We start from the raw sequence: 19104 nt of genomic DNA, 5'->3' as shown, positions 1-19104 counted from the left end.
ACCTGGATGGCCGGGTGGGCGCCCGGCGGTCTACCCCACGGCGGCGTACCTCTCGTGCAGTTCGTCGTCCAGACCGATGGCCACCGGCAGGATGCCCGTGGATCGCTCGTACTCACTGCGAGCGGTCTCCAGCAGCCGGCGCCAGGACGTGACGGTGGGTCGTCTGCGCAGCAGCGCGCGACGCTCCCGTTCCGTCATTCCGCCCCACACGCCGAATTCGACGCGATTGTCCAGCGCATCGGCCAAGCACTCGGTCCGCACCGGGCAACCGGTGCACACCGCCTTGGCCCTGTTCTGCGCTGCCCCTTGTACGAACAGTTCATCCGGATCGGTAGTGCGGCAGGCTGCCTGCGCACTCCAGTCGGTTACCCAGCCCATCCCGGCGCCGTCCTCTCCCGAATCGAGGCTCCCCCACGGCGGTAGCGGCATATTCACCGCTGCCAGTTGAGGACGTTACGGAAGGTGGCGACAGCACAACACCCCCTTCGGGCCCAATCTTGAATGGCCCGAACGGACTATGCGTACGCGGCAGATCACCCAGGGGAGTGAGGCAAGGACATACAAGAATATCCCCGCAAAATAGGGACAATTCATCAGAGTCACAACGGACGTTCAATGACGCATGGGGCGAATTCGGGGCGCCCGAGGTGCTGGCCGAACCGTGGTCGGGTCACGGCCGAATGCTGCATGGGGGTTGATACGGAACCGGACGGCTGTGACAGTTGGGAGCAGCTTAGGCCAACGCATGTACGCGTGTCCGGCGAATGAGAACGTAGGCTGCCCCCATGCCAAAGAACCGCTCGGGCGGGGGTCTCACCGCGACCCAGCAGGCCGCCAAGTTCCTCGGTGTCGCCGCACTCTCCGGAGTCGTGCTCGCAGGCATCGCGCTGCCGGCCGCCGGAGCCCTGGGGCTCGCCGCGAAGGGAACGGTCGAGGGATTCGACGAGATCCCGGCCAACCTCAAGACTCCGCCGCTGAGCCAGCGCACCAAGATCCTGGACAGCAAGGGCGACATGCTTGCGACGGTCTACTCGCGGGACCGCACCGTCGTTCCGCTGAAGGACATCTCCCCGTATATGCAGAAGGCGATCGTCGCGATCGAGGATGCCCGCTTCTACCAGCACGGGGCGATCGACCTCAAGGGCATCCTGCGCGCGATGAACCGCAACGTGCAGGCGGGCGGGACCGCGCAGGGCGCGTCGACCCTCACCCAGCAGTACGTGAAGAACGTCTTCGTCGAGGAGGCGGGCGACGACCCGGACAAGGTCGCGCAGGCCACCCAGCAGACGATGGGCCGCAAGGTCCAGGAGCTGAAGTACGCGATCCAGGTCGAGGAAGAGCTCGGCAAGAACAAGATCCTGGAGAACTACCTCAACATCACTTTCTTCGGGCAGCAGGCGTACGGCGTCGAGGCGGCCTCCCAGCGCTACTTCTCCAAGCCGGCGAAGGACCTGAAGCTGGAGGAGGCCGCCCTGCTGGCCGGCATCGTCCAGTCGCCGAGCCGCTACGACCCGGTCAACGACGCGGAGGAGGCGACCAAGCGTCGCAACACCGTGCTCCAGCGGATGGCGGATGTCGGGGGCATCACTCGCACGGCGGCGGAGAAGGCGCAGGCGACGCCGATCAAGCTGAGGGTCAGCAAGCCGAAGAACGGCTGCATCACGGCCGTCAGCGGGGCCTCCTTCTTCTGTGACTACGTCCGCAAGGTCTTCCTCACCGACCCGGTCTTCGGCAAGACGAAGGAGGAGCGGGCCAAGGTCTGGAACCAGGGCGGACTCACGGTCCGCACGACGCTCGACCCGCAGGCGCAGGCGGGCGTGCAGGACTCGATCAGGAGTCACGTCTACAAGACGGACAAGGTCGCCACCGCCGTGACGCTGGTCCAGCCCGGCACCGGCAAGATCATGGGCATGGGCCAGTCCAAGCCGTACGGTTTCGGGCCGAACGAGACCCAGTACAACTACTCGGTCAACAAGGACATGGGCGGCTCGAACTTCGGCTTCCCGACCGGGTCGACGTTCAAGCCGTTCCTCGCCGCGGCGGCCATAGAGGGTGGCAAGCCTGCGACGCAGATGTACTCGTCGCCTTACGAGATGGACTACCCGGACACGGTTCAGACCTGCGGAAAGCCGTGGGTCAACGACAGTGTGCCGAAGTACCACACGAAGAACGAGAGCGAGTCCGAGGAAGGGCCGTACGCCCTGAAGGAAGCGATGGCGAAGTCGGTCAACACCTACTTCATCCAGATGCTCCAGGACATCGGCATGTGCCCGGTCTCCCAGATGACCGACAAGCTCGGCGTGGTGCAGGGCGACGGCACCAAGCTGCCGCAGAACCCCTCCACGCTGACCCTCGGCTCCAACGGCCTCTCGCCGCTCACGATGGCCAGCGCGTACGCCGCCTTCGCCAACCGGGGCACGTACTGCACACCGATCGCCATCGAGGCGGTCACGACGGCGAACGGCAAGTCGCTCCCGGTACCGAAGACCACCTGCTCGCAGGCGATGTCGCAGACGACGGCCGACACCGTCAACACCCTGCTGCGCGGTGTGATCGACTCCGGTACCGGTCAGCAGGCCGGCCTGCAGAGCCGCGACAACGCGGGCAAGACGGGTACGACCGATGAACGCAGGAACGCCTGGTTCGTCGGCTACACGCCGAACATGTCCGGTGCCGTCTGGGTCGGCAGCCCGACCCAGAAGGTCAAGATGGTGGGAATCAACATCGGTGGCGTGTACCAGGACAAGGTGTACGGCGGCCAGGTCCCCGGACCGATCTGGCGCGACGCCATGACGAACGCCCTCAACGGACTGCCCGCCCCGTCGTTCAACACCGTCAACATCCCGGACCCGCCGGACAACACGGACGAGGGCCGGGGCCGGGGCCGGGGACGGGGACGGGACAAGGGACGGGGCAGGGGCGACGGCAACGCCCCGTTCCCCGGCACCGACATCCCGCCGGACAACACCGGCGGGAACTACGGACCCCAGCGCCCGGGCCAAGACGGCACGAAGGGTCCCTGACCAGCCGCTCGGCCCATGAACGAGGAGGTGGGGTGACCCGGAACATTCCGGGTCACCCCACCTCCTCGTATGTACGGTCCGCTCAGCCCGCGAGGAGCTTCTTCACCGCGGCGGCCACCCGGCCGCCGTCCGCGCGCCCCGCGACCTTCGGGTTCACGATCTTCATGACGGCACCCATCGCCCGCGGCCCCTCGGCGCCGGCGGCCTTCGCCTCGTCGACCGCCGACGCGACGATCGCACCCAGCTCGTCATCACTGAGCTGCTTCGGCAGGTACGCGTCGAGCAGCTCGCCCTCCGCCTTCTCGCGCTCGGCCTGCTCCGTCCGGCCGCCCTGGGCGAAGGCCTCGGCCGCCTCGCGGCGCTTCTTCGCCTCCTTGGCGATGACCTTCTGCACCTCGTCGTCGGAGAGCTCACGCGACGTCTTGCCGCTGACCTCCTCCTTGGTGATCGCGGTGAGGGTCAGCCGGAGCGTCGACGAGGTCAGCTCGTCGCGCGCCTTCATGGCCGCGGTGAGGTCTTCCTTGAGCTTGGACTTGAGCGTGGTCATGTGCTGATTGTGGCAGGTTCGGGGTGGCCACCGCCCGCCGGTTTTCCTCTCGCCGCGTCGTGTCTGCGACGATGGGCACATGCGCGCACGCTACGGAGTACCCCTGAAAGTCACGGCAGTCGGCGCAGCGGTCGGCGCCGCCGGGCTCGTTTACGCGGCAGGTTTCGAAGCCCGCTCGTTCCGGCTCCGACGGGTCACCGTCCCCGTACTCCCGCACGGGGCACGCCCGTTGCGCGTGCTGCAGGTCTCCGACATCCACATGGTGAGCGGCCAGCGCAAGAAGCGCGGCTGGCTGCAGTCGCTGGCCGGCCTGCGCCCGGACTTTGTCGTCAACACCGGCGACAATCTCTCCGACCCGGAGGCCGTACCGGAGCTGCTGGACGCGCTCGGTCCGCTGATGGAGATCCCGGGTGTGTACGTCTTCGGCTCCAACGACTACTACGGCCCCAAGCTCCGTAACCCGGCCCGCTACCTCTTCGAGAAGGCCCAGGGCAAGCACGGCCTCAACGGCAACGCCCCCGCGGTCGGCGTCGTCCACAACCCGTGGGAGCCGATGCGCGATGCGTTCGACGAGGCGGGCTGGCTGGACCTGAGCAACACCCGGGGCCGTCTCAAGCTCGACGGCCTGGAGCTCGCCTTCACCGGCCTCGACGACCCGCACATCAAGCGCGACCGGTACGCGGAGGTCTCGGGCGGCCCCGAGACGGGCGCCGACCTGTCCATCGGCGTGGTCCACGCCCCGTACCTGCGCACCCTCGACGCCTTCACCGCGGACGGCTACCCGCTGATCCTGGCGGGTCACACCCATGGCGGCCAGCTCTGCATCCCCTTCTACGGGGCCCTGGTCACCAACTGCGACCTGGACACGGACCGGGTCAAGGGGCTCTCCAGCCACACGGTCGGCGACCGGCGCGCCTACCTCCACGTCTCCGCAGGCTGCGGTACCAACCGCTACACCCCGGTCCGCTTCGCCTGCCCGCCCGAGGCGACGCTGCTGACGCTGACGCCCCGCGACTGAAACCCGGGGCGCCTCGCCCACCGGGGCAGAAACCGGATTTCGTCTCCGGGCGCCGGTGGGCTAAAGTAATCGATGTCGCCGGGAGACCGGCGGCGATCGGGGTGTAGCGCAGCTTGGCAGCGCGCTTCGTTCGGGACGAAGAGGTCGTGGGTTCAAATCCCGCCACCCCGACAGTTGAAATACCAGGTCAGGGGCCTGATCCGCGAGAGCGGGTCGGGCCCCTGAGTGGTTTCCGGGGTCCTCTGGGAGCCGTCCGGAAGAAATCTGGGAGAAGGTCTTGGCCGCGAGTCGGTGGCGCCGTGCTGCCCGCCGCTCAACGAGCGCCCCTTGAGTACCGAGGAGGCCGAGCGCACGGCGAAGATGTTCAAGGCGCTCGGCGATCCGGTTCGGCTGCGGCTGTTCTCGCTGGTCGCCTCCCATGAGGGCGGCGAGGCATGCGTGTGCGACATCTCCGACGTCGGCGTCTCCCAGCCGACCGTCTCCCACCATCTGAAGAAACTCAAGGACGCGGGCCTGCTGACCTCGGAACGCCGCGGCACCTGGGTCTACTACCGGGTCGAGCCGAGCGTGGTGGCCGGCATGGGGCAGATGCTGAAGACATTCGCCTGAGCGGATCACTCGCCGGATTGCCGCTGGAGTGCCAGTGGACCTCTACGTCACGAACGGCCTCCTCGGGCCACAGCGACAGCAGTGAACCGGCGCCGCCAGGCAAGCGATACGTACACCAGCGTCACAAGGACCGGCACCTCGATGAGAGGGCCGAGGTCGGCATCGACATCTCCGCCGAGATCCCCAAGGTCCTCACCGTCGACGCGGTCAAGGAATCGGACGTCTGCATCACCATGGGCTGTGGCGACACTTGCCCGGTCTTCCCCGGCAAGCGGTACCTCGACTGGAAGCTGGAGGACCCGGCCGGCCGGGGCGTGGAAGCCGTCCGCCCCATCCGCGACGAGATCAGGGCGCTGGTGGAGGGCCTGATCGCCGAAATCGCCCCACGGGACCGGGCCCCCCTGAGCAGCGACGCACCGCGCTAGTCGGACTCGCACGGTCGGACCGTCCGTGCAGGCGGCAATCCGGCATCTCGCGACGGGCCGCGCCCCCGACCCTCAACCCGGCCGCCCGGAATGCGCGCTTCGTACTCACATGCGAATCTGAAAGTGGCCCCTCGCCCGAGATCGGCTACAGGAGGCGTAATCGTGAGCAAGAAGCAGAGCCGACAGAATCGCGGCGCCCGCACAGGTGGTCACGAACGCAGCGCGTCCGCGGAGACGAAGGAGCAGAGGCAGGCACCACATCTTCCGGATGCGCCTGGGCCGGTGCGCGCGATATCGGAGCAGGTCTCCCACCGGAAGCAGCGCAGGTTCGGGCACAACTGATCTTCGGCGGCCGACCGCGACCGAAGCGCTCTGGTGGCACCCCTCGTGGGGGCCACCACAGAGTGTGCCTGTGTGTCGGCCTGAATCCGCGCAGCCCCGGGCGCCATCTGTGGCGGTACCCCGCGGGTGTGCCGCTGATACCGCGGCGGGCTCGCGGAGCCGCGTGGTGTCGCGTGAGCAGTCACCCGCCCCGTTCCATGATCCACCCGACGACGAGGACCGTCCCCTGTGCCCGGGGGCACGGTCAGTGCGACCGCTCCGCAGCCGTCGGCATAGGCGCCGGGTTCAGGTCGCCGGGCGTGAGCGGGACCGGATCCGCCGCTCTGCCCGGCCACTGGGCCCGAAGTCGCGCGCCCCTTCGATGATTTCGTAGCACCTCCCGCGCCGAGTGCGGACTCCTCGTCCGGCACGTTCGCGCGGTCGGTTGCGACCGTGAAGCGCATCGCGGTGAACAGACCGCCCGCTGCGGCACGTTTCGATGTCGATACCGGCGCCGGTGGTGATCCCGGCCGTCAGGATCCGTCGCGCAGCCGCCTGCGCACCGAATACCGGCATCGCGATCCCGGTCGCCGAGCAGGCCGCAACGGTGCGCGCTGTCGATACCGGGGCGCCGGGGCCCGTCTTGGCCACGGCCAGGGTGACCCGCCAGTCGTCCGACGGGAGCAGTTTCTTGCGCACGCGGCGCAGCTCCTGGGGGCGGAGCGCCGAAGTCCAGCTTGCCGCCGCTCGGCCGGCCATGTCCGAACACCGCTCGCAGTTCGGCGTCGGTGAGCGCCTGACGAGCCGACGCCAGCGTGGGCGTGTTCATGACGTGCGTCAGCGTCGAGCGGGCGTGATGATGCCCGCGTCAGGAGGCGTGGCGATGCCCGCGTCCAGCAGCGTGCTGATATCCGCATCCCGCGCCGACACGGCGCCCAGCAGTGTCGCGGCACCGACACCCTCCGGGCCCACCCCGCCGTCGGCTCTCCGCAGGATCTCCGGGATGCCCGTCGAGTGACTGCTCGGAGTGGGACTGCCGGACTGCCACCGGCCGGGTGTGCCGCGCCTTGCGGCCTGTCAGTCCAGGGCGAACAGCCCATCCGCATCGATCACTTCGGCGCCCTCGGAGTCGGACCCGGGCATGTCCCCGTTCCCTTGGGCGACTTGGCCGGAGCGGCGCCCTCCAGCCGATGTCGCATCGTAGCCCTGGGCCGACCGGACTCCTGGTCGCGCCGCACGAGGAAGGCGAGTTGAGCCATGCCGGACGGACGGGACGGGGCCGTTCCGGTGTGTCGAGGCGCAGCGTCCGGCACACGGATTCCAGGGCCTCGGGGGACACCTTGATGTCGCGACCCCGGCTTCAGAGAGGCGCGTCGACTACGCAGAAAGTTCCGTGACTCCTCGCGCCGCATGCGCGACGAAGCCCTCCCGGTCAACGCCTTCCTTCTCCCGGCGACCCGCGGTGGACGGGCGGATCAGCATGCCCGAACGAACGATCATTCGGGCATTTCAGACGAGTTCTGGCGCAGCTATTACCGGCGGGTATCACCAGCTGCTAGAAACATCCTCGCTCACTCAACCCCCCACCCACCCCCCACACTTCGGAGGACCGACAGGCATGTCAGTACGGAGATTTCGGGCGTCCGCAGCCACTCTGGTCCTCGCCGTCGTGGCCGCGCTGGGCATGGCCCAGCCGGCCTCGGCAACCTCCTCGGCCGCCGCCGTCCGGTATGTCGCCCTCGGCGACTCCTACTCGGCCGGCGTCGGTTCGGGAAGCTATCTCTCCGACTCCGGCGACTGTCACCGGAGCACCAAGGCCTACCCCTACCTGTGGGCGGCGGCGAATTCGCCGTCCTCGTTCGCCTTCGTCGCATGCTCGGGTGCCACGACCAGCTCCGTCGCCGGCAGCCAGCTGGGTGTGCTGAGTTCGTCGACGACCCTGGTGAGCGTCACCGCGGGCGGCAACGACGTCGGTTTCGCCGATGTCATGCAGGACTGCGTCCTGTACAGCGAGTCCACCTGTGTGAGCAGCGTGAACGCGGCTGTGTCGCAGATGCGGAACTCGCTTCCGTCCGGCCTTGGTTCGCTGTACAGCGCCATCCGTTCCCGTGCCCCGCAGGCCCATGTGGTGGTGCTGGGATATCCGCGGTTCTACCAGCTGAAGGGGGCCTGCATCGCCGGGCTCACCGAGACCGAGCGCTCGGCCATCAACAACGCGTCCGACGTGCTGAACGGTGTCATCGCCAAGCAGGCGGCCAATGCCGGATTCACGTTCTCCGGCGTGGCCGACGAGTTCACCGGGCATGAGCTGTGCTCCGGTGACGCCTGGCTCAACAGTGTGACGCTGCCGGTCTACAACTCGTACCACCCCAAGGCCGCGGGACAGTCGGGCGGCTATCTGCCCGCCTTCCGCTCGGTCGCGTGACACGCAACGGGTAACGCGTTCGTACGGTACGGAAAGGTGGCGGTCCGCCGGGAGGTCTCCGGTGGGCCGCCACGCGTCTGCCGTCCCGCTCAGGCGCGGCCCGCAGCGCCCGGCCGGGGCAGGGCGAGGGCCGTCGCTGCGGCGAGTACGGCGGTGGCGGCGGCCGCCCACCAGCCGTGCCGGAACGCGTCGAGTGCCGCGGCCGGGGTCTCCGGGGTGGCGAGCAAAGTGACCATCAGGGCGACGCCGATGACCGAACCGGTCTGGCGCGCCATCGTGGTGACAGCCGATCCGGTCGCGAACCGGGTCGGCGCCAGGGCCGCCGCAGCCGCACCGACGAGAGTGGGCAGGGCGAAACCGACGCCGATGCCAGTGATCAGCATGCCGGGCACGAACGCCGTCGCGTAGTGCGGAGCCGTATCGAGCACGATCGCCCACCAGCCGAGGCCGACCGCGAACAGCAGGCAGCCGAGCGCCGCCGTGCGGCCCGTGCCGAGGCGGCGGACCACTGGGCCGGAAATGACGGCGAGCACCGGGACGACCAACGGGCCGGGCGCGATGGCCAGTCCGGTACGGATCGCCGAGTACCCCCACACCTGCTGGCACCAGAGCACCGAGGTCAGCAGCATCGCCGCGAACGCGACGGTGAAGAGGAGCGCGGCAAGGGTGGCGGCCGCGAAGACCGGGGTGCGCAGCATCGGCAGTTCGACGATCGGCGCGCTGTGCCGGGCCGAGCGCAGCCAGAACGCCCCGCCGAGCACCATCGCGGCGACGAGCGAGCCGATCACCTCCGGCGAACCCCAGCCCCATGCATCGGCCTTGACCAGTCCGAGCGCGAGCACACCGATGGCGAGCGTGAGCACGGCGGCGCCGACCAGGTCCGGGAAGCGGCCGTCGCGGTCCGGGCGGGCGTCGGGCAGCAGCCTGGCCCCCGCCACCAGTCCGACCGCACCGACCGGCACGTTGACGAGGAACACCCAGCGCCAGTCGGCCTCCACCAGCAGTCCGCCGATGACGGGACCGAGACCGGCGGCGATGCCCCCGATCGCCGCCCAGCTGCGGATGGCCTGCGGTCGGCGCTCCGCCGGGGTGTTGACGAGCAGGAGCGCCAGCGAGGTCGGCATCAGCGCGGCGGCTCCAGCGGCCTGCAGGGCGCGGGCGGCGACCAGCCAGCCGACCCCCGGGGCGACGACGCAAAGTGCGGAGGCGACGGTGAAGACCGTCAGCCCGGGCACGGGCACGACCTCGACGCCGCGTGGGTCTGCCGCACCTGCGGCGAGGAGGTCGTGATGAACACCCTCACCGTGGACGTCCGCGCCCCCGGCTGGGACCGGGCCGGCCCCACCCCCGTGGAGGCCGCCCCCGAAGCCGCGCCTCAGTAACGCTCGGCGAGGTGCTCCCACCCTGCCGGGGGCTCGTACGGCTCCGGCCAGAAGTCCGTGATCTCCACGATCCGGCCCTGGTCGTCCCCCGTGAAGAAGTGGATGGCGTGCATCTCTTCCAGGCCTACGGTGAACAGCGTCCGTACGGCCACCTGTTCGCCTGCCCGGTCGGCCACGATCCGTTCAACACGGATATGCCAGTCCCCCGGATACTCGCGGTTGAACCGGAGATACCGCTCCTTGCCGCGGATGCGCTCGCGGGTCTGCGGCAGGTCGTAGAGCACCTCATCGGCGAGCGTCGTCGCGAAGGTGTCCCAGTCACGTGTCTCGGCCGCGGTCCAGTACGTCTCCACCGTGGCGCGCAGATCGGCAGTCATGGTTCGAGTCTGAACGCCACCACTGACAACCGGCCTTCGCTCAACCCGCAGCCGGCTTCGACGCCTTGATCGAGTACATCAGTGGAATGCGGGGCCGGTCGGGCGGGAAGCGGTGGAACCCGTCGGCGTGCCGCTCCAGTGCCGCGAACCGCTGGAAGAGCGAGGCGTCGTGCTCGTGCAGGAACTCGATCCGCAGTCCGGCGGCGGCCAGCGCCGACACCACGTCACCGACGGGGTGCTGCCACTCGACGCTCCGGTTGTGGACGGTCGGTGCGTCGAGGTCCGCGTACGTACCCGGCGTCTCGTCGACCCATGCGTCGCGGCTGAAGTAGTCGTACGTGATCGTCGAGCCGGTCGCGTCGTCGAGGCAGTCGGTCAGCGGATGGAACTCCGCGAGATAGAGGAATCCGCCGGGCGCGACGAGCGCGGCGGCGATCTCGGCCCAGCGGTGGGTGTCCGGCAGCCAGTTCAGCGCACCGACGCCGGTGTAGACGATGTCGTACGAGGAGTCGGGGACTGCCTCCGCCGCGTCATGCACATCGGCGGCGACGAACGCCGCCCGGTCCGGGGTGAACCCGAGCTCGCGGGCCAGACCACGGGCGGCCTCGACGGCCGGCTCGGAGAAGTCGAGCCCGACGACGTGCGCGGCGCCGTGCCGGGCCCAGGAGAGAGTGTCGAGCCCGATGTGGCACTGCAGATGCAGCAGCGACTTCCCCGTGACGTCCCCGACCTCCGCGAGCTCGAACGCACGCAACGCGTCCTTGCCCGCCCGGAAGGCGTCGAGGTCGTAGTAGTCGCTCGCCGTATGGATCGCCACGCGCTCGTCCCAGCGCGCGCGGTTGGCCTCGCGCCAGTCGTCCGGAGTCGGGGAGTACATGCCAGGGAGGTTATCCACAGGCTGAGGGCGATGGATACGGAATTTCCGGGCCCGACGCAGAATGGGAGGCATGACTGAGATCACTGGCTCGACGACCGACTCCGCTCCGGCGCGGGCGAACGGCTCCGTTACGGCACCGACGACCGATTCCGTTCCGGTATGGGAGCAGCGCTTCCGGGCGCCCCGGGTGTCGTTGCCCGACTGGGCGGAGGACGCTCCGGACCGTGCGCTGTTCGTCTCCAACGCGACGGGGACGTACGAGCTGTACGCATGGGACCGGGCGAGCGGGGAGCAGCGGCAGGTCACCGACCGGCCGAACGGGACGACGGACGGGGTGCTGACCCCGGACGGCGAGGCGGTCTGGTGGTTCAACGACACCGACGGGGACGAGTTCGGGGTGTGGATGCGCCAGCCGTTCCACGACGGTGGCGGTGAAGGGACGGCGGACGTGCCCGCGGCTCCCGGGCTCGCCCCCTCCTACCCGGCGGGGCTCGCGATCGGGCGGGACGGGACGGCGGTGATCGGCCGCTCCACCGACGAGGACGGAACGACGGTCCATGTCGTACGGCCGGGGTCCGCGCCCGTCGAGATCTACCGGCACCGCGAGTCGGCGGGCGTCGGGGACCTGTCGCACGACGGGACGCTGATCGCCCTGGAGCACACCGAGCACGGCGACGCGATGCACTCGGCGCTCCGCGTGGTGCGGCCGGACGGAACGATGGTCGCCGAGCTCGACGACACCAAGGGGGGTACGGAGGAGCTGGGGCTGACCGTGCTGGGCTTCGCGCCGGTGGCCGGAGACACCCGGTTGCTGATCGGGCATCAGCGGCGGGGACGCTGGGAGCCGATGATCTGGGACCCGGTGGCGGGGACGGAAACGGACCTCGCGATCGATCTGCCCGGCGATGTGGGCGCCGAGTGGTATCCGGACGGCTCCGCGCTGCTGATCGTGCACGGCTTCGAGGCCCGCAGCGACCTGTGGCGGTTCGAGCCGGGCACCGATACCGCTCCGGTACGGGTGGAGACGCCGGCCGGATCGGTGTCGGGTGCCACGGCCCGGCCGGACGGCACGGTGGAGTATCTGTGGTCGTCGGCCGCGCAGCCGCCCGTCGTGCGGTCCACGACGGGTGCGGTGGTGCTCGATCCGCCGGGCGCGAAGGCTCCGGGGTCGGTTCCGGTGGAGGACGTGTGGGTGGACGGTCCGGGCGGCCGGATCCACGCGCTCGTGCAGCGGCCCGCCACCCCGGTGGAGGGGCCGCTCCCGACCGTCTTCGAGATCCACGGCGGCCCCACCTGGCACGACAGTGACGAGTTCGCGTCCGGGCCCGCCGCCTGGGTGGACCACGGCTACGCGGTGGTCCGGGTCAACTACCGCGGCTCCACGGGCTACGGGCGGGCGTGGACGGACGCGCTCAAGCACCGGGTCGGCCTGATCGAACTGGAGGACATCGCGGCGGTACGGCAGTGGGCGGTGAAGTCCGGGCTCGCCGACCCGGAGAAGCTGGTGCTGGCCGGGGGCTCGTGGGGCGGCTATCTGACCCTGCTCGGCCTGGGTACGCAGCCGGACGACTGGGCGCTGGGCCTGGCGGCGGTCCCGGTCGGCGACTACGTCACGGCGTACCACGACGAGATGGAGGCCCTGAAGGCGATGGACCGCACGCTGTTGGGCGGCACGCCGGAGGAGGTGCCCGAGCGGTTCGAGGCCTCGTCCCCGCTGACGTACGTCGACGCCGTGAAGGTACCGGTCTACATCTCGGCGGGAGTCAACGACCCACGCTGCCCGATCCGCCAGGTCGAGAACTATGTGGACCGCCTGAAGGACCGGGGCGCCCCGCACGAGGTGTACCGGTACGACGCGGGGCACGGCTCGCTCGTCGTCGAGGAGCGGATCAAGCAGGTGCGGCTGGAACTCGACTTCGCCCGACGGCACCTCGGGTAGTCGGCGTCCGGGCCCGCGCCGTGGCCGTCGACGGCGCAGGCCCGCGCCAGACCCTGGTGGCGCCCGGGCCACGCGGGGGCGCCACGCTCCGGCGCGGCGTCCCGCGCCGGCCTCCGCCCCGCCCGGCGGCGTCCCGGGTGACCGGCGTCCTGGGCCGGGCGGGTGGCGGTGCTGCGGCACCCCGGTCCGGGAGGCCGGAGCGGGGACCGTACCGTGGAGGGGTGTACCGGTTCCTGCTGACCCCGCGATGGTGGGGGATCAACCTCTTCGCCGTCCTGACCATCCCGTTCTGCGTCTTCATGGGCACCTGGCAGCTCGGGCGCTTCGAGGACCGCGTGCAGACACACGAACAGGCCCAGGAGCAGCCCGCCCCGGGCAGCAGGGCCGCCGAACCGCTCGACGATCTCCTGCCGGTCGACAAGGTGACGTCCGGGCGTCCCGCCACCGCGACGGGCCGGTACGCCGACCAGTTCCTGGTGCCCGGCCGGGAACTCGACGACAAGAGCGGCTTCTACGTCCTGAACCTGCTGCGCACCGACGGCGGCAAGGCGCTTCCGGTGGTGCGCGGCTGGCTGCCCGGCAAGGCCGGGCAGACCGCGGTTCCCGCCGCTCCGACGGGTGAGGTCACCGTGACCGGCGACCTCCAGGCGTCCGAGAACGCCGGGACTCCGGGCGTCGACACGGCGGGCGGACTCCCGGACGGCCAGCTCGGCATGATCAGCGCCGCGTCGCTGGTCAACCTCGTCCCGTACGACGTGTACGACGCATGGGTGACGCTCCAGGACACCAACAGCAAGAGCACCGACGCCAAGAACAGCGGGGCCACTGCTCTGCGCCCCGTACCCGCCGTCGCACCGCAGGGCAGTGGGCTCGATCTGAAGGCGTTCCAGAACCTCGGCTACACCGGCGAGTGGTTCGTCTTCGCCGCCTTCGTGCTCTTCATGTGGTTCCGGCTGGTCCGGCGTGAGGCGGAGGCCGCGCGGGACGTGCGGCTCGGCCTCACGGACGACGCGAACACGGACAGCGCCTGAGAGCCGTGCTGACGCGCATACGTGAGGGGGCCCGCCGGTTTTCACCGGCGGGCCCCCTCACGTATGCGCCGTCGTCGCTACGCCGACCGGGCGATGACGCCCGTCCGGTAGATCGTGCCCGCGCAGGCGTTGGGGATCCTCGCCGCCGCGACCGGCGAACCGGGCTCCGGAGTGTGCGTCACGGCGACGCTTCCCTCCAGCGTTCCGCCACCGCCCTCGCCACCGAGCTGCGGCTCCGTCGGCGACGGCCCTTCACTGGTGCCGCCGCTGGTACCCACGGCGCCGTCGGTCGGCGTCGGGGTCGGCGAGCTGTCGGCGGTCGGGCAGGTGTCCTTCGGTACCCAGGCGAACTGGACCTCGTACGTCATGGACGGCTTCAGCAGCACCGCGCCCGCCTCCTGCGACGGGTCGGGCAGTCCGGCCGCCGGGTCACCCGCGGTGTGCTGGACGACATCGATCCTGGCCGGGTCGGCCGCGCCAGTCGTCTCGAAGCCCACGGTGCCGCTGCTGGTCACGGTGCAGTCCGTGCCGGAGATGTTGGAGATACGGAACGTGCCGTACACCGTGCCGTCGGCACCGGCCGCGCCCGCCTGGGCGGAGGCGACCCCGAGCTGCCCCGGGTCGCAGACCGGCGTCGAAACCGCCGCGGTGTCGGCGGGGTCGACGCCTCCGCCTGACGCGCTGCCGTCGGTGCCCGTGCCGCCGCTGCCCGAGGGGCTGCTGGTGCTGTCGGGGTGGCCGTTGGAGCCGTTGTTGTGTCCGCCGGTGCTGCCGCTGTGGCCCTTCTCGTCGGCAGCCGAACTGGAATCGGCGCCGTTGCCGCCCTGGGCCTGCTCGCCGTGTCCGATGATGGCCGGGTTGGCGGTGTCCGAGCCGGTGGAGTCGGCGACATGGACGAACGCGGGGACCGCGGTGCCGATGAGCAGCGCCGCCGCCGCCATGCCGACGACGGCCTGCCGCCGCCGGGCGCGCCGGGCGGGAACGGCACGCCGCAGATGGTCGAGTGCGCCGTCGGTGGGTGCCAGGTCCTGGACGGCGCCGTGGAACATGCGGCGCAGTGCGAGCTCGTCCAGGTCGGGGCCGGAGCCGCCGGCTGCGCCGGAACCGTCGTCGGAGTCCGTGCCGAAGAGCTCCGACAGACCTCCGAACCGGGCCGTTTCGGCGGGATCGTCGCCCCCGCCCTGCGCCTCCTGCGCGCCTGCCGCACCCGTCACTGACGCGGCGGCCTCCGTGGCGGCGTCCGCATCCGACTGCGGATCCCGATCCCCGTTCGGCTGCGCGTTCGAGGCGTTCTCCGGCCCGTAGTTCACAATTCCGTTTCCAGTCCGGTCAATCCCACGCTCATGCGTGCGTCCCTGCCTGCGCTCGCGCCAGTTCATGCCTGGGCCTCCATCACGACGCGAAGCGCCGCGATGCCGCGCGAGCCGTACGCCTTGACCGAACCCAGCGATATGCCCAGCGTCTCGGCCACCTGAGCCTCGGTCATGTCCGCGAAGTAACGCAGCACCAGTACCTCTCGCTGGCGCCGCTGCAGCCCCCGCATCGCTTTGATCAGCGCGTCCCGCTCCAGCTGGTCGTACGCGCCCTCCTCGGCGCTCGCCATGTCGGGCATCGGCTTGGAGAGCAGCTTCAGCCCGAGGATGCGGCGGCGCAGTGCGGAGCGCGACAGGTTGACGACCGTCTGGCGCAGGTACGCGAGTGTCTTCTCGGGCTCACGTACCCGGTTGCGCGCCGAGTGCACGCGGATGAACGCCTCCTGCACCACGTCCTCACATGACGCGGTGTCGTCCAGCAGCAGGGCCGCGAGGCCGAGCAGCGAACGGTAGTGGGCGCGGTAGGTCTCGGTGAGGTGGTCAACGGTGGTTCCGGCTGCCCCGCTGCGCTCAGCGCCCTCGCGCTGCGACGGGAGCCGGGCGGGGCGCGCAGCTGGCATGGGCGCAATCACCGGCATACCGCCGGGTGCGCGGGGCCTCCGGAGCGGACGCACTGAAGCGCCCCGCAACGGGCCCACCACTGTGATGTCGAGAACCTCTGCCACGCCTGTTGGACACGTTTCCCCCCGTCAGGGTTGTACGCGTACGGCACCATGTTTGGCGCTGTGCGACATGCCCTCATACGTACCAACTCTTCCCCGAATGCCACGATTTAGCGCCCCGCCGCGCAAGAAGTGACCGCATAGACGCGCGTTCCCCGGACGCCGGTTCCAGCACGCCGAAGGTCATCGTCGGGCACCGCAAGGTCCCAGCTCAAGAGGCTCTGACCGGCAACTTGCTCACAGGTGGTCCACAGAGCGTACAGAAATGATCGGATCAGGTCCGGGGAAATTCTGCGGCCACCGCTTCGGCGATCTGCGCCACGTTCAGCGCCGCTCCCTTGCGGAGGTTGTCGCCGCAGACGAACATCTCCAGGGCGCGCGGATCGTCCAGCGACCGCCGCACCCGCCCCACCCAGGCAGGGTCGGTGCCCACGACGTCGGACGGCGTCGGGAAGTCGCCGGATGCCGGGCTGTCGAAGAGGACGACGCCCGGCGCGGTCGCCAGGATCTCGTGCGCCCGGTCGACCGCGACCTCGTTCTCGAAGCGGGCGTGCACGGACATGGAGTGTGTCGCGATGACGGGTACGTACACACAGGTCGCCGCGACCCGCAGACTCGGCAGGTCCAGGATCTTGCGGCATTCGTCGCGGATCGCCAGCTCCTCGGACGACCAGCCGTCCCCGGCGTCGGTCCCGGCCCACGGCACGACGTTGAGCGCCACCGGCGCGGCGAACGGCGAGTCCTCGGCGTCCCCGAGGGCGCGGCGTACGTCCCCGGGCTTGGTGCCCAGTTCCGTGCCCGCGACCATCGACAGCTGTTCGCGCAGCGCCACGACGCCGTCGCGGCCCGCGCCGCTCACTGCCTGGTACGAGGAGACGACGAGCTCCCGCAGCCCGAATTCGGCATGCAGCGCACCGACGGCGACGATCAGCGACAACGTGGTGCAGTTGGGGCTCGCGATGATGCCACGCGGCCTGATCCGTGCGGCATGGGGGTTGATCTCGGGCACGACCAGCGGCACGTCCGTGTCCAGCCGGTACGCCGCCGAGTCGTCGATGACGACGACACCCTTGGACGCGGCGATCGGTGCCCAGCGTGCTGACACGTCGTCGGGCACCAGGAAGAGGGCCACGTCCACGTCGTCGAACACGTCCTCGGTGAGTTCGAGGACTTCGGTCTCCTCGCCGCGTACGACCAGCTTGCGGCCGGCCGAGCGCGGCGAGGCGATCAGCGTCACATCGCCCCAGACGTCCGCGTGCTGCGAAAGGATCTGGAGCATGACGCCGCCGATCGCCCCGGTCGCTCCGACGACCGCGAGCGAAGGGCGGCGAGGTGTCATCGGCCGGTGCCCCCGTAGACGACGGCCTCGTCGGAGTCGCTGTCGAGGCCAAAGGCGGTGTGCACGGCGCGCACGGCCTCGATGACGTCGTCGGCGCGGGTGACCACCGAGATGCGGATCTCGGACGTCGAGATCAGCTCGATGTTCACGCCGGCGTCGGACAGCGCCTCGAAGAAGGCCGCGGTGACCCCGGGGTTCGTCTTCATACCCGCGCCGACCAGGGAGATCTTCGCGATCTGGTCGTCGTAGCGCAGCGACTCGAAGCCGATCGTGCCACGGTTGCGCTCCAGTGCGTCGATGGCCTTGCGGCCCTCGGCCTTCGGCAGCGTGAACGAGATGTCGGTCAGACCGGTCGACGCGGCGGAGACGTTCTGCACCACCATGTCGATGTTGATTTCCGCGTTCGCGATGGTGCGGAAGATCGCTGCGGCCTCGCCCGGCTTGTCGGGCACGCCGACGACCGTGATCTTGGCCTCGGAGACGTCATGGGCGACTCCGGAGATGATCGCGTGCTCCACCTTCTGGTCCCCTTGCGGCTCGTTGCTGACCCAGGTGCCGCGCAGTCCGGAGAAGGACGAGCGGACGTGGATCGGGATGTTGTAGCGGCGTGCGTACTCCACGCACCGGTGCAGCAGCACCTTGGAGCCGGACGCGGCCAGCTCCAGCATGTCCTCGAAGGAGATCCAGTCGATCTTCCGGGCCTTCTTCACGACCCGCGGGTCGGCGGTGAAGACACCGTCCACATCGGTGTAGATCTCACAGACCTCGGCGTCCAGCGCGGCCGCGAGTGCGACGGCGGTGGTGTCGGACCCGCCGCGGCCGAGGGTGGTGATGTTCTTGCCCTCCTGGCTCACCCCCTGGAACCCGGCGACGATGGCGATGTTGCCCTCGTCGATCGAGGTCCGGATACGGCCCGGCGTGACATCGATGATGCGCGCTTTGTTGTGGACCGAGTCGGTGATGACGCCGGCCTGGCTGCCCGTGAACGACTGGGCCTCGTGGCCCAGGTTTTTGATCGCCATCGCCAGCAGGGCCATGGAGATCCGCTCTCCGGCGGTCAGCAGCATGTCGAACTCACGCCCGGCAGGCATCGGTGACACCTGCTCGGCGAGATCGATCAACTCGTCCGTCGTGTCGCCCATCGCTGACACCACGACAACCACCTGGTTGCCGTTCCTCTTGGCATCGACGACTCGCTTGGCGACACGCTTGATGCCTTCGGCATCGGCTACGGAGGAGCCTCCGTACTTCTGCACGACAAGGCCCACGTGCGCTCCTCGCTCAATCCATTACTGCGGTCGACTCAGTTTAACGAGCAGTCCGGAATCGCCCCGCTGATATCGCATCGTGAGATGTCCCGCCCACCACGTGATCATCGGCGTGTCACCCGGACTGCTCGTACGGATCTGCTGCCCAGTGACCCCGGCGCCACGCCCGCATGTGGCTCAGACCACACCGAGCAGGGTCCACGATCTCCGGGCCCGTCCCCTCCAGAGTGAACCGGAACCCCACGGACCGCCCCCGGAAACTCCCCCCGACGCACAAGCCGCTCCGCACCCTCCCGCTGCGTCTCGCCCTCGCCTCCGTGCCCCTGGCCGCCGCCCCGGCCCATCCGGACGGCACCTGCTCCGCTCCCCGCACGGACGCACCGATCCACGCGGGCGCCAACCCGTGGACGGAGATCGTCGGCTCCTTGGCCCGGGGCATCCCGGTGAGCGGGACCCGCCGGGGCGCGGACGAGCCGTGGCGGGTGTCC

At 69.9% G+C, this 19104-nt stretch carries 16 protein-coding genes and 1 tRNA gene; 8 read left to right on the top strand and 9 right to left on the bottom strand.

The annotated features are described in order from the left end of the window. Positions 1-30: 30 nt before the first annotated feature. Complete coding sequence (locus tag ACGFSA_RS01955) at positions 31-378, bottom strand: WhiB family transcriptional regulator (RefSeq protein ID WP_366133472.1); 348 nt, start codon at positions 376-378, stop codon at positions 31-33. Between the two features lie 407 nt (positions 379-785). On the opposite strand from ACGFSA_RS01955, the gene ACGFSA_RS01950 reads away from it, so the two are divergent. Continuing rightward, positions 786-3023 carry a transglycosylase domain-containing protein gene (locus ACGFSA_RS01950; protein ID WP_393298201.1) on the top strand — a complete coding sequence of 746 codons (2238 nt, stop codon included), beginning with the start codon at positions 786-788 and terminating at the stop codon, positions 3021-3023. Positions 3024-3105: 82 nt separating this feature from the next. Here the strand turns inward: ACGFSA_RS01950 and ACGFSA_RS01945 are convergent, their stop codons facing one another. Then, positions 3106-3570: a GatB/YqeY domain-containing protein gene (locus tag ACGFSA_RS01945; protein WP_358857089.1), complete on the bottom strand. Its 465-nt coding sequence runs from the start codon at positions 3568-3570 to the stop codon at positions 3106-3108. Positions 3571-3649: 79 nt separating this feature from the next. Between ACGFSA_RS01945 and ACGFSA_RS01940 the strand changes: the two genes are divergently transcribed. The 5 genes from ACGFSA_RS01940 to ACGFSA_RS01920 all read left to right on the top strand — a co-directional run bounded on the left by ACGFSA_RS01940 (position 3650) and on the right by ACGFSA_RS01920 (position 8368). Then, positions 3650-4588 (top strand): metallophosphoesterase, encoded by a 939-nt coding sequence (locus tag ACGFSA_RS01940; protein WP_393298198.1) that lies wholly within the window; start codon positions 3650-3652, stop codon positions 4586-4588. A 97-nt stretch (positions 4589-4685) separates the two neighbouring features. Next, positions 4686-4759 (top strand) — tRNA-Pro (locus ACGFSA_RS01935). A 93-nt stretch (positions 4760-4852) separates the two neighbouring features. Then, positions 4853-5197 carry an ArsR/SmtB family transcription factor gene (locus ACGFSA_RS01930; protein WP_393298399.1) on the top strand — a complete coding sequence of 115 codons (345 nt, stop codon included), beginning with the start codon at positions 4853-4855 and terminating at the stop codon, positions 5195-5197. Between the two features lie 17 nt (positions 5198-5214). Then, on the top strand, positions 5215-5622 hold the full coding sequence (locus ACGFSA_RS01925) for a phosphotyrosine protein phosphatase (protein WP_393298195.1): 408 nt from the start codon (positions 5215-5217) through the stop codon (positions 5620-5622). A gap of 1939 nt (positions 5623-7561) precedes the next feature. After that, on the top strand, positions 7562-8368 hold the full coding sequence (locus tag ACGFSA_RS01920) for an SGNH/GDSL hydrolase family protein (RefSeq protein WP_393298192.1): 807 nt from the start codon (positions 7562-7564) through the stop codon (positions 8366-8368). Positions 8369-8457: 89 nt separating this feature from the next. Here the strand turns inward: ACGFSA_RS01920 and ACGFSA_RS01915 are convergent, their stop codons facing one another. The 3 genes from ACGFSA_RS01915 to ACGFSA_RS01905 all read right to left on the bottom strand — a co-directional run bounded on the left by ACGFSA_RS01915 (position 8458) and on the right by ACGFSA_RS01905 (position 11004). Continuing rightward, positions 8458-9603 (bottom strand): MFS transporter, encoded by a 1146-nt coding sequence (locus tag ACGFSA_RS01915; protein ID WP_393298189.1) that lies wholly within the window; start codon positions 9601-9603, stop codon positions 8458-8460. 140 nt (positions 9604-9743) lie between these two features. Beyond that, a complete protein-coding gene (locus ACGFSA_RS01910) occupies positions 9744-10127 on the bottom strand; it encodes a nuclear transport factor 2 family protein (protein ID WP_393298186.1) in 384 nt (127 codons plus the stop codon). Positions 10128-10167: 40 nt separating this feature from the next. After that, positions 10168-11004, bottom strand: coding sequence for a class I SAM-dependent methyltransferase (locus tag ACGFSA_RS01905; protein ID WP_393298183.1), 837 nt, complete (start codon positions 11002-11004; stop codon positions 10168-10170). A 70-nt stretch (positions 11005-11074) separates the two neighbouring features. Between ACGFSA_RS01905 and ACGFSA_RS01900 the strand changes: the two genes are divergently transcribed. Both ACGFSA_RS01900 and ACGFSA_RS01895 read left to right on the top strand, forming a co-directional pair. After that, complete coding sequence (locus ACGFSA_RS01900; protein WP_393298180.1) at positions 11075-12943, top strand: S9 family peptidase; 1869 nt, start codon at positions 11075-11077, stop codon at positions 12941-12943. Between the two features lie 221 nt (positions 12944-13164). Further along, complete coding sequence (locus ACGFSA_RS01895; RefSeq protein ID WP_393298177.1) at positions 13165-13974, top strand: SURF1 family protein; 810 nt, start codon at positions 13165-13167, stop codon at positions 13972-13974. Between the two features lie 77 nt (positions 13975-14051). Here the strand turns inward: ACGFSA_RS01895 and ACGFSA_RS01890 are convergent, their stop codons facing one another. From ACGFSA_RS01890 to ACGFSA_RS01875, 4 genes are all read right to left on the bottom strand, one after another. Beyond that, positions 14052-15353: a hypothetical protein gene (locus ACGFSA_RS01890; RefSeq protein ID WP_393298175.1), complete on the bottom strand. Its 1302-nt coding sequence runs from the start codon at positions 15351-15353 to the stop codon at positions 14052-14054. After that, positions 15350-15925: a SigE family RNA polymerase sigma factor gene (locus tag ACGFSA_RS01885; protein ID WP_393298172.1), complete on the bottom strand. Its 576-nt coding sequence runs from the start codon at positions 15923-15925 to the stop codon at positions 15350-15352. The genes ACGFSA_RS01890 and ACGFSA_RS01885 overlap by 4 nt, the downstream gene beginning before the upstream one ends. 358 nt (positions 15926-16283) lie before the next feature. Continuing rightward, positions 16284-17348: an aspartate-semialdehyde dehydrogenase gene (locus ACGFSA_RS01880; protein WP_393298169.1), complete on the bottom strand. Its 1065-nt coding sequence runs from the start codon at positions 17346-17348 to the stop codon at positions 16284-16286. Then, entirely contained in the window at positions 17345-18616 is a 1272-nt protein-coding gene (locus ACGFSA_RS01875; RefSeq protein WP_345517394.1) for an aspartate kinase, read from the bottom strand. The genes ACGFSA_RS01880 and ACGFSA_RS01875 overlap by 4 nt, the downstream gene beginning before the upstream one ends. Positions 18617-19104: the final 488 nt, after the last annotated feature.

The organism is Streptomyces sp. NPDC048496, assembly GCF_043200055.1.
GTDB lineage: Bacteria > Actinomycetota > Actinomycetes > Streptomycetales > Streptomycetaceae > Streptomyces.
Note: the sequence above shows the minus strand (reverse complement) of the source record. Positions and strands in the feature narration are given on the sequence as shown.

Bases quoted from the DNA above. Each gene is read 5' to 3' on its own strand.
- ACGFSA_RS01955 (WP_366133472.1), bottom strand. From the start codon at position 378: ATGGGCTGGGTAACCGACTGGAGTGCGCAGGCAGCCTGCCGCACTACC.
- ACGFSA_RS01950 (WP_393298201.1), top strand. From the start codon at position 786: ATGCCAAAGAACCGCTCGGGCGGGGGTCTCACCGCGACCCAGCAGGCC.
- ACGFSA_RS01945 (WP_358857089.1), bottom strand. From the start codon at position 3,570: ATGACCACGCTCAAGTCCAAGCTCAAGGAAGACCTCACCGCGGCCATG.
- ACGFSA_RS01940 (WP_393298198.1), top strand. From the start codon at position 3,650: ATGCGCGCACGCTACGGAGTACCCCTGAAAGTCACGGCAGTCGGCGCA.
- ACGFSA_RS01920 (WP_393298192.1), top strand. From the start codon at position 7,562: ATGTCAGTACGGAGATTTCGGGCGTCCGCAGCCACTCTGGTCCTCGCC.
- ACGFSA_RS01910 (WP_393298186.1), bottom strand. From the start codon at position 10,127: ATGACTGCCGATCTGCGCGCCACGGTGGAGACGTACTGGACCGCGGCC.
- ACGFSA_RS01905 (WP_393298183.1), bottom strand. From the start codon at position 11,004: ATGTACTCCCCGACTCCGGACGACTGGCGCGAGGCCAACCGCGCGCGC.
- ACGFSA_RS01900 (WP_393298180.1), top strand. From the start codon at position 11,075: ATGACTGAGATCACTGGCTCGACGACCGACTCCGCTCCGGCGCGGGCG.
- ACGFSA_RS01890 (WP_393298175.1), bottom strand. From the start codon at position 15,353: ATGAACTGGCGCGAGCGCAGGCAGGGACGCACGCATGAGCGTGGGATT.
- ACGFSA_RS01885 (WP_393298172.1), bottom strand. From the start codon at position 15,925: ATGCCGGTGATTGCGCCCATGCCAGCTGCGCGCCCCGCCCGGCTCCCG.
- ACGFSA_RS01880 (WP_393298169.1), bottom strand. From the start codon at position 17,348: ATGACACCTCGCCGCCCTTCGCTCGCGGTCGTCGGAGCGACCGGGGCG.